Origin of the sequence: Heliomarina baculiformis (assembly GCF_019966545.1) — a bacterium.
Classification (GTDB): Bacteria; Pseudomonadota; Alphaproteobacteria; order Rhodobacterales; family Rhodobacteraceae; genus Heliomarina; species Heliomarina baculiformis.
In genome coordinates, this window is record NZ_JAIMIC010000005.1 from 462,448 (window position 1) to 471,812 (window position 9,365).

The 9,365-nt window shown below is 57.3% G+C and carries 9 protein-coding genes and 1 pseudogene; 3 read left to right on the plus strand and 7 right to left on the minus strand.

Features of this window, described 5'->3' with window-relative positions; genetic code table 11:
* Nucleotides 1-45 precede the first annotated feature (45 nt).
* Nucleotides 46-279 carry a hypothetical protein gene (locus MF268_RS25400; RefSeq protein ID WP_475581212.1) on the minus strand — a complete coding sequence of 78 codons (234 nt, stop codon included), beginning with the start codon at nucleotides 277-279 and terminating at the stop codon, nucleotides 46-48.
* Complete coding sequence (locus MF268_RS25540; protein ID WP_475581211.1) at nucleotides 188-523, minus strand: hypothetical protein; 336 nt, start codon at nucleotides 521-523, stop codon at nucleotides 188-190. The genes MF268_RS25400 and MF268_RS25540 overlap by 92 nt, the downstream gene beginning before the upstream one ends.
* 276 nt (nucleotides 524-799) lie before the next feature.
* Here MF268_RS25540 and MF268_RS14285 point away from each other — a divergent pair, with 276 nt between their 5' ends.
* A complete protein-coding gene (locus MF268_RS14285; protein WP_238371534.1) occupies nucleotides 800-1,129 on the plus strand; it encodes a hypothetical protein in 330 nt (109 codons plus the stop codon).
* A gap of 98 nt (nucleotides 1,130-1,227) precedes the next feature.
* On the opposite strand, the gene MF268_RS14290 is transcribed toward MF268_RS14285, so the two are convergent.
* From MF268_RS14290 to MF268_RS14310, 5 genes are all read right to left on the minus strand, one after another.
* A complete protein-coding gene (locus MF268_RS14290) occupies nucleotides 1,228-2,652 on the minus strand; it encodes a C69 family dipeptidase (protein WP_238371535.1) in 1,425 nt (474 codons plus the stop codon).
* A 46-nt stretch (nucleotides 2,653-2,698) separates the two neighbouring features.
* Complete coding sequence (locus MF268_RS14295) at nucleotides 2,699-4,744, minus strand: dipeptide ABC transporter ATP-binding protein (protein WP_238371536.1); 2,046 nt, start codon at nucleotides 4,742-4,744, stop codon at nucleotides 2,699-2,701.
* Nucleotides 4,741-5,649, minus strand: coding sequence for an ABC transporter permease (locus MF268_RS14300; protein ID WP_238371537.1), 909 nt, complete (start codon nucleotides 5,647-5,649; stop codon nucleotides 4,741-4,743). The genes MF268_RS14295 and MF268_RS14300 overlap by 4 nt, the downstream gene beginning before the upstream one ends.
* On the minus strand, nucleotides 5,630-6,574 hold the full coding sequence (locus MF268_RS14305; RefSeq protein ID WP_238371538.1) for an ABC transporter permease: 945 nt from the start codon (nucleotides 6,572-6,574) through the stop codon (nucleotides 5,630-5,632). The genes MF268_RS14300 and MF268_RS14305 overlap by 20 nt, the downstream gene beginning before the upstream one ends.
* A gap of 61 nt (nucleotides 6,575-6,635) precedes the next feature.
* A complete protein-coding gene (locus MF268_RS14310; RefSeq protein ID WP_238371539.1) occupies nucleotides 6,636-8,186 on the minus strand; it encodes an ABC transporter substrate-binding protein in 1,551 nt (516 codons plus the stop codon).
* Nucleotides 8,187-8,352: 166 nt separating this feature from the next.
* Here MF268_RS14310 and MF268_RS14315 point away from each other — a divergent pair, with 166 nt between their 5' ends.
* On the plus strand, nucleotides 8,353-9,162 hold the full coding sequence (locus tag MF268_RS14315) for a helix-turn-helix domain-containing protein (protein ID WP_238371540.1): 810 nt from the start codon (nucleotides 8,353-8,355) through the stop codon (nucleotides 9,160-9,162).
* A gap of 91 nt (nucleotides 9,163-9,253) precedes the next feature.
* Nucleotides 9,254-9,365, plus strand: a pseudogene (locus tag MF268_RS14320) (IS5/IS1182 family transposase); the annotation flags it as partial.

A 9,365-nucleotide genomic window follows, 5' to 3' on the forward strand; every position in this document is an offset into this window, starting at 1 on the left:
GACGGCAAAAATCAGTCGATCAAACTGTTGATTTCGGCCTGATGCTTACCTGCACCGATTGGATACGCGATTCCATTTTTCCTGACGTTTGGTTTTCCATACTTCGAATTTGCGCATGTTCTCATGCGTTGTGCAGGGATGGAGAAAGATCACAGGCGCTCCAAAAATGACTTCCTCCAGTACAAAGTCATCGAAGTCCTCCATTTTTGCACAGCCCTGGGAAATTTCGTCTTCGAGATGGGCCGGAGTGGCCATCATGCCATCCTGATCGCCGACCATGAAATGACCCGGGAAAACAGGCGCGCCACCGCAGGCTATGGGCACATTTATCGCGAGTGCCTCGTGAAACGTGAGATTTGTCGGCGCAGAGGGGCTGGCGCAATATGACGGTGTTTAGAGCGCCAATCCCACCGACGTCGCAAAAACCTCCGTCGTAAACGACACCGGCGTATCCTCTTACGGCCAATTTCGCCATTAGGATCGACCCGGCCGTGGCCGCAAGCGCGTCTTGCCGCGCATCCATCACCAGTATCTGGCTGGGAAAACAGATTTCCACCGCGAGACGTTGCGGATGGTCTGCGTAGCGGGAAACGTCGAGACCACTACGTTTCTACCGTACCGAAATATACCGCAGCGTAAACGCCCGCCCGACCATATCCACTCTTGCGGCGCTATTATCGATACGCGTTGGATGAATTGGTTGTGCAGACCGCGCTTGCAGAGCTGCGTTGCAAGCGAGGCCATAGAGGCGCGCAACAAACGGTGACGGGTGTCTTCGGACAGAACTTATGTGTGGCTCATGGCTGCTCTATCAAAGGATGTCGGGTTCGCCGGCCGTGCGCCCGAACCCCGTTTCGAGAAAATCAAAGTTGCAGGCTTTGTCCGTCTGCGTAGCAGGTCGCAAAAAGATGTAGCAGTACCCTCGCTAAAAGCGACCGATCAGCGGCTTCGACGCTTTTTTAACGACGCAGCGCAAGAAGCGTTGCACAGGCTGGAACAAGATGGGCTGATCGCGACTTTCCGACAGTCACGTTCCGTTGTGACGCACATCGATCCGGAACAGCTGCGGCGCGAACATTTTCTCCGAACGGCCATCGAATGCAAGTTTGCCAGCCAAAGTGGCGTTTAACCCGCCGTGCGAAGAAATTTTCTTTCGTTGAAGGCCTAAGTGCTCTCCAAAGCATTCACCTCGACCCGTTATTTCAACGATCAGCTGGGGCTTGGAACTTACCAGAATTGCTCCGGAGCCAATGGCTTCCGGCTTCGGTTAAGCCCATCTTGGAGGCGGAGACGCGCATGGCCTGCGGCGACAAATGCGCGACAATCTTCCAGTCCCTGACCAAGCCAAGTTCGGCTCTCGCGCGTCAAGACCCGCCGGGCAAGCTCTTGCTCATCCGACTGTAGCAAGAGTTGCGCGCTGCGCAAAACCAAGGGCAACTGTTCTGCAAGCTGTACTTCCATCAGACGCCAGTGATCCCAAACCTCTTTCAGCAGATCTTCATCCTGAAATGCCAGATGCATAAGGCGTTTGTACTGGTAGACGGCACTGTCAGAGACCTCGACGCCCTGAGGGACATGGCTGACCGTGTCAGGAGCGGTGGCCTCTTTCCGACGGTCGAGAAAACGATGCGCCTCGCCCGTGGTCAGGTAACGGTGCAGCGCGAATTCATCCGGCACCTCGGTTTGACCGAGAAAGACGGGTACTAGCGGCGCAGTCACTGGGCCGACGGGTGCATGCCACATCATGCGGAGGTCAGGATGCCGGGGGTGCACTAGGGGCACCACCTGACCATAGCCTGCGGTATCGCCGGTCAGACGCTCGGTCTGGATGGCCCAGCAGACATCTGTAAAAGTGATCGGCGCAGAGTCGGCGCGTTTGCGCATTTCTGCTTCAACCCATGCCATCCCCTTCCAAGGGCCTTTGCCGTCACCATAAATGGAATTGACGTCAAAAGGTTGATCTGAAGCCGGGTCGTACCAGCCAAGATCGATCGCGGTCTGTATAAAATGGTCTGGGTAAAGGAATTTTTCGTCAGGTTCGGTGGGGACGACACCGACGTATCCAGGACGGGAAGCGCGAATGTCATCAGCCCCCAGACGCTCAGCCACCCAGAGACCTTTGCCTCCCGAGAACTGGATTACCACCCACGCTTCATCCGGATCGGCGATGATGTGAGAGTTACCGCCGTAACAGGAGTAGCCATGCTCCGCGATAAGCCGAGCCATGATGTCGACGCCCTCGCGGGCCGTATGCGCGCGCTCCAGCACAATTCTGGCAAGGTCAGAATAATTGGGGCCTGTCTGATCTTTTGGTGTCATGTCAATGAGAGCCTGACAGGAGGTCGACCAGATGTCGCGCACCGCCACCCCATATTCATTCAGACCGCCATTCGTGATCGGCGCGGGTACGCCAAGGTAATAGCTATAGCTGACCCGCATGTGTCTAGCGGTCACATCTGCCTGCGGAATTTCGGTCCGATGTCCAGGCATATCGCTATCAGGGCCAACCCCCACAGTGATGGTAGAATCCGAACCGTGCTCGGCCCGGTCAATGATTTCGAGCCAGTGGCTCGAGGGCTCGTCGCCATATCCGGCAAGCCAAGCATGTCCGTCCGAGGTCAAGTGGCGGCCGATGTAGATCCCGTAGCTCATAGGGTCCTCGTTGTTGTCAGTGAAATTAGGTTATCGGTCGACCGGCTCAGCGAAGCGGAAACAGGCAGGCATGCCTGTGATCCGGCGCGATCTGCCGGTGTTGCGGTTTGGACTCCCGGCAGGTATCGTGGGCCAGCGGGCAACGCGTCGCGAAATCACACCCTTTGGGACGTCGCAGCAGGCTCGGCACCTCGCCCTTAATGGCATCGGTTTTTTGGCGGCGACGGTCCGGGTCAGGCTGCGGAACGCCCTCGACCAGCGCGCGGGTGTAAGGATGGGCCGGACGGGCAAAGACCTCAGCTGCTGGCCCCTCTTCAACGATGCGGCCGAGGTACATTATGGCGATGCGATCGGCGATGTGGCGAACAACGGGCAGGTTGTGCGTAATGATCAGGTAGCTGAGACCATGTTCCGCCTGCAAATCAGCCATCAGGTTCAGGATCTCTCCCTGAACCGACACGTCCAGACCTGCTGTCGGTTCATCCGCAATGATCAGCTTTGGATTCAAAGCCAAGGCGCGTGCCACACCAACGCGGCGGGCCTGACCACCCGACAATTCGTGCGGATAACGCGAGAGGAACCCGCGAGGCAGTCGCACCATATCAGCGAGCCGCTCGGCTTCGGAATCGAGGTTGCGGCCCTCGGCGCCGTGGATCAGCAAAGGTTCGGTAATCAGCGCCCGCACGGACTTGCGCGGCGAAAGCGACCCGACCGGATCCTGAAACATCATCGCCATATCGCGCCGCAACGGTTTGAAACGTCGTTCGGACATGTTCCGGATTTCGTTGCCCTCAAAACGAACCGAACCGCCGGCGGCATCCTGAAGGTTCAGGATCGTCCGACCAAGTGTCGTCTTGCCCGAACCGCTCTCACCAACCAACGCCAGCGTTTCGCCGGGACGGATATCTAAGCTTACGTCCAGAACTGCGTCGACAAATGGCCGCCCGACACCGCGCAACCGGGTTTTCATCGCGCCCATCGTGCGAAATTGAACATTCAGGTCGCGAACTTCAAGCAGTGGCTTGGCCTCTGTAACGGAAGCATCCAAGTTCTTGCCGGTATCGCGCATGACGGTCGTGACATCAGCGGGTGGAGGCCATGACGGGTCGGCAAATGGCCCTTCCAGCAGGTGGCATTTGGCTACGCCTGTTCCCCGTTCGACAAGTGGTGGCGCGGTCGTGGAACAGGCAGGCAGAGCTTTCTGGCACCGGCTCGCAAAGATGCAGCCTGACAAAGAAGCTGTCAGATCGGGGATATCTCCGGGAATAACAGGTAGCCTGCGCGACACGTCGGCGATCCTAGCCGGATCGCATTCAAGAAGCGCACGTGTATAGGGATGACGTGCGTTGTGGAAAATGTCATGGACCTCGCCGGTCTCAACCACTTCACCCGCGTACATCACCACCACGTCGTCGCACATCTCGGCGATCAGACCAAGATTGTGCGATACCACTACGATGGTCGTATCGAAATCATCGCGCAGCCCCCGCATGAGGTCGATCATCTGGGCTTCCATCGTGACGTCGAGCGCAGTCGTCGGCTCATCCGCGAGCAGCAGGTTAGGCCCGGTCAGCATCGACATGGCGATGCCAGCGCGCTGGCGCATTCCGCCCGAGAATTGGTGCGGATAGGCATCCACCCGGCTTTCAGGATCGGGAATACCAACGCGTCTGAGCATATCGATGGCGGCTTTGCGCTTGTCAGCTTCGGACATTGACCGCCGGTACAGAATGTCGGACATCTGCTGTGCGTATGGAAGCACCGGGATCTGCGAGGTCATGGGGTCCTGGAATACCACGCTGATCTCTTCGCCACGTAATGCGCGCAACCCTTCTGCGTTCAGAGTCAGTAGGTTCTTGCCGCCGTATTCGACCCGTCCCGCGGTCACTTCGGCATTGCCTGCCAATAGACCAAGGACCGACCACAGCACTGTGCTCTTACCGGAACCGCTTTCCCCCACTATGCCTAGAATGCGGCCTTTGCGTACCGGAAAGGTGATTTCACGCAACGCCTTTACGCGGCCACGGTTGGTACGAAAGCTGAGGGTAAGACCGTCGATTTCCAACATGGTGTCAGTGGCCAAATCTCTCATCGCCCTCTCCCCATGCGCGGATCGAAGATATCCCTCAATGCTTCCCCCAGAAAAGTAAAACCCAGTGTCGTGAGGATTAGTGGAATACCACCTGCGATCACCATCCATGGCGCATCTCGTATCACAAGATAACCTTCGTTCAGGATCGTGCCCCAGCTGGCCTGCGGCGGCAGCACCCCGATGCCGAGGAACGAAAGCCCTGCTTCGATCGATACCACCACCGGTACTTCCATCGCGGCAAGGATCAACAGTGGTCCGATCACGTTGGGCATCACATGCTGGAACAGTATTCGATTCGTCGAGGCGCCAAGAGACCGTTCTGCCAGAATGAATTCCGTATGGCGCAAAGCCAGCGTTGCCGTCCTTGCAACCCTGCCATAGCTGGGGATCGTTGTCAGGATCACGATGGCTAGCACCACGGTCAGACTGGGACCTGTCAGCGCCACGGTGGCCAGAGCGAGAATAACTGCAGGGAAAGATCGCACGGCGTCAAAGGCCAGCAACAACAGGTTGTCCAGCCAGCGCGGACCGTAGCCAGCGATCATGCCGAGTACCAAACCGATCGCCAGCGACGCCGAAACCCCGATCGCGGCGATATAAAGGGCCACACGTCCGCCATGCAGAATACGAGAGAACGTATCCCGGCCAAGCTGGTCCGTGCCCGCAATATGGGCCCAGGTCGGGCCGGACATACGCGCGGGAATGTCCATCGCGTTCGGGTCATAAGGCGCGATCCAAGGCGCGAAGATGGCGGAAGCAAAGAATAGCACGACCAGCAAGAGCCCTGTCACCGCCTGCCAGTCGGTCAGAAAGCGTTTGAGCTTTTCACGCCGCTCGCGGCCGGCGCTTTCGCGGGCTTCGGGCACAGGAGCAGCGGTGTTGGTATCAGAGGGAAGAGCGGACACGGGGATCTAGCCAAGCAATGAGAAGGTCGGAAAGCAGGACAACGAGGATGTAGAAGCCAGTGGCAACCAGCACACCGCCCTGCACGATGGGAAAATTGCGGTCGGACACCGCGTCGAAGATCATTTTGCCGACACCGGGCCGGGCAAAAATAATCTCGGCGAAGACCGCAGAAGAAATAAGCCCGCCAAACCCCATACCGATCAGAGTGATTGTCGGCAAAATGGCGACCCGCAGGGCATAGCCCAGTACGATGCGCCTTGGTTTGAGGCCAAAGGCGCTCGCTGAACGGATGTAAGGTTCTCCCATGACTTCCAGCATTGATGCGCGGACCATGCGCGCGAGATAGCCGACCCATCCCAACCCGATGGCGAAGGCCGGGAGAACAAGATGGCTCAGTTGATCGGCAAAGTTACCCGGCTCCCCTGCCCCGATGGCGGGCAGCCAGCGTAACTGGATCGAGAAAAGCAGCAGCGCCCAGATCGAAACAAGAAATGACGGCACGGCGATTGTGCCGACCGAAAATATTCCTGTAACGCGATCAAGCCAGGATCCCGGACGCACGGCAGCGAGACAACCCAGCGGCACGCCCAACAACACGGCCCAGCCCATTCCGGTACAGATCAGAGCCAGCGAAAAGCCCATGCGTTCCGCGATAATCGCGGTGACCGGTCGGTTCGAGAACACGTCCTCACCGAGATCGCCCTGCACGGCGCTCCCAAGGAAGTAAACGAACTGCTTCAGAACAGGCTCATCCAGATGCATCCTTGCGGAGTATTCCGCAATGGCTTCGGGTGTCGCTCGTGTTCCAAGTGCCAGGATCGCGGGGTTGCCCGGGATCATATGCAGCATCGAGAAGAGCAACAAGAGAACGGCCATGACGACGACTGCCGCCAGACCGAACCTCTTGAATAGGTAGATCGTCATGCCGGATTGCTCCCGGTTCGAATAGAACGCCCCCGCAGGACAAACGCGGAGGCGCTACAGATCAGACCTGCTTGAACCGGTGGTAGTTCAGTTCACCGGATGGTGCGGCGACTACCTCGATGTCTGTCCTGTGCGCGTAGGTTTCAGGTTCATGGTTGATCCAGACATAGGCGCCGGTTTCATCCATGATCTCTTGCATACGGACATAGATCGCTTCGCGTTTGCTTTCGTCAGTTTCCGAAAGACCCTCTTCATAGAGGCTATCGAATTCTTCGCTTGTCCAGCGTTCCCAGTTCCAAACACCAACCTGCTCGGACACGAACCACTGGGTCGCTTCGTATGGGTCGGGCACCGTCGCAAAGCGCATGATCCAGAGTTCGAGGTCTTCCCAAGTGTCACCCGCCTCTTCCATGCCCATTTCCCAGAACGGGCCGCTTTCCATCGGCAGGATATTCACGGTGATGCCGATGGCGGCAAGGTTCGCCTGAATGATCTGCGCGGTCAGCAAGCGTTCCTGCCAGTTCAGGGTGCGCAGCGTCAACTCCAGCCCCGTGACACCGGATTCAGCCATCAGTTCGCGCGCCTTTGCGGGATCGTAGCTATAGCCATGATCCGAGCGCGCGCCCAGCAGACCGGGGCATACGATACCGTGCGATTTGGTTGAAGTGCCCGCGAAGGCACCTGCCAGGATGCTATCGACATCTACAGCGTGCTGTATCGCCTGACGCACCTTGATGTCCTGCAGCTTGGGATGCTGCGTGTTCATGCCCATCCACATGTACTGAAGCTGCCCCGCGGTGGTGATCGCCGTATTTTCGGGCATCTCTTTCGAATAACGGGCCAGACTGTCTGGGCCAAGCTCGGTGCAGTCGATTTCGCCTGCTTCGTAGGCCAGTTCAGCCGCCTGGACCTCGGTGATGACATGGCAGACTACTCGGTCAAAGCCCGGCGCGGGGCCGGTCCATTCCGGGTTTCTCTCGAAAACAGCGCGTTGTCCCGGCGTGGCGGAATAGGTGTAGGGACCGCAAATTGCCGGGAACTCCGTGGTGAAACGGCCACCGGCTGCTTCGGTTGCCGCCTCACAGACGATGGCGCCGGGCCCGTGGCAGAGGGTGACCATGATGAAGGGCGCGAAGGGCTTGTTCAGAACGAGCGTACCCGTCAGTTCACCGGTTACTTCGACAGTTTCCAGCGCATCGAAATAGCCAGACCATTCACTGTCTTTCATCCGGGCATACGAGTAGGCGACGTCAGAAGCCTTGAGCGTGCCGTTGCCACCGGACCAGACCAGTCCCGGAGCCAATTCGAATTCGATGTGCGTGTCGTCGACGTATTCCAACCGGGTGACATAATCAGTCGGTTGCCAGCTGAAAGTGTCGCCGTCACGTACATATTCAGCAAGGAATGGAAGACATTGCTTTTGCGCTTCGACCTCGGTTCCGCCAACCATGTAGCCCGGATCAAGAATTGAATTGTCGCCGTCCAATCGCAGATTCAGGACGCTTCCTTCTTGCGCGCGCAGCATCCCGACGCCGCCCGGAAAGAGTCCTGCCGCACCGATTGCGGCCGCCGAAGTCAGGAAAGTTCGCCGAGTGGTCTTTGTGGATGTCAAGGTCTGGCTCCTGTTGATTCCCTTCCTCGACCCGGCTCTAGCAAGCGCCGTCGGAAGGCATTTGTAACACTTTATTAACCTGAAGGATGAGCGAAGGGTTTATGAATGGCAATTTCGCATCTGTGCGCTACTTTGCGCTATAAGTGCGTCACTATGCGATAGGTCTATGTCAAATTTTGCTAAGAACCTCACCCTGGCTTGCAGCTATTACAAATCAATTTCGGAAGTGTGCCGTCGCATCCGGATCAACCGTCAACAATTCAACAAATATCTGAACGGTCAAGTCTACCCCTCGCGGCACAACATGCGCCGGATATGCGATTTTGTTGGCGTAACGGAATCCGAGATGTTGATGGATGAGACAGGTTTTGCCCGGGTGATTGGACTGCGCCGTCAGTCTGTTGCGACCCCACAGCTCGATCTTCCGATGAAGCACTTAGAGACCCTTTTGTCACGCAGCATGCCGGTGAATCGTTATGAAGGCTACTACTTCCGCTATTTCTATTCTTTCGGCAACAAGGGCTGCATCATCCGATCTCTTGCGCGGATCGTAATCCGCGACGGTCGCGGCTATTTCAAGAATGTGGAAATCCTGCGCGACCCGGACACACGGCACTGGGTCCGTACGAACAAATACGAAGGGCTTATTTTTCAGCTGGCAGACCGCATTCAACTCTTCGAATACGAAACGATGGAAATGAATTCCGTGACGCAAATGACTCTGTATCCCAGCTATCTAAGCCGCGTGGATTACCTCTTAGGTATACAGACCGGTGGCCCCACCCGACGTGGCCGCAAACCCGGCGCGTCCCGCGTTGCGCTCGAGTTCCTTGGAACGGATATCAGTGTGTTACGCGCCATGCGCCAGACTGGCATGTTCTCTCCCGATGATCCGGCTTTGCGCCGCGACATAGTGAAGGCCATTGGGAACAGCATCGATCCCGGCGCTTTCGTTTTGGAAGTCGACGAACCTTGATCCGGTAAACCGGTTGCGCCACGTCTTAGTTTTAGGCCTCATTGGATTGGTTGGGCGTGCATGGTTCACCGTTCGAAAACGAGTGGTGACCATGTCTGATCTTTTCTGTTTGAGCGCCGCACAGATGGGAGGTCTAGACCCTTACTTTCTGAAGTCTCATGGCAAGCCCCGAGTTGATGATCGCCGTCTTCTAAGTGGCATTA

Excerpts from the sequence above, each read along its gene's own strand:
- MF268_RS25400 (WP_475581212.1), bottom strand. The coding sequence starts at position 279 with ATGGTCGGCGATCAGGATGGCATGATGGCCACTCCGGCCCATCTCGAA.
- MF268_RS25540 (WP_475581211.1), bottom strand. The coding sequence starts at position 523 with ATGGATGCGCGGCAAGACGCGCTTGCGGCCACGGCCGGGTCGATCCTA.
- MF268_RS14285 (WP_238371534.1), top strand. The coding sequence starts at position 800 with ATGGCTGCTCTATCAAAGGATGTCGGGTTCGCCGGCCGTGCGCCCGAA.
- MF268_RS14290 (WP_238371535.1), bottom strand. The coding sequence starts at position 2,652 with ATGAGCTACGGGATCTACATCGGCCGCCACTTGACCTCGGACGGACAT.
- MF268_RS14295 (WP_238371536.1), bottom strand. The coding sequence starts at position 4,744 with ATGAGAGATTTGGCCACTGACACCATGTTGGAAATCGACGGTCTTACC.
- MF268_RS14305 (WP_238371538.1), bottom strand. The coding sequence starts at position 6,574 with ATGACGATCTACCTATTCAAGAGGTTCGGTCTGGCGGCAGTCGTCGTC.
- MF268_RS14315 (WP_238371540.1), top strand. The coding sequence starts at position 8,353 with ATGTCAAATTTTGCTAAGAACCTCACCCTGGCTTGCAGCTATTACAAA.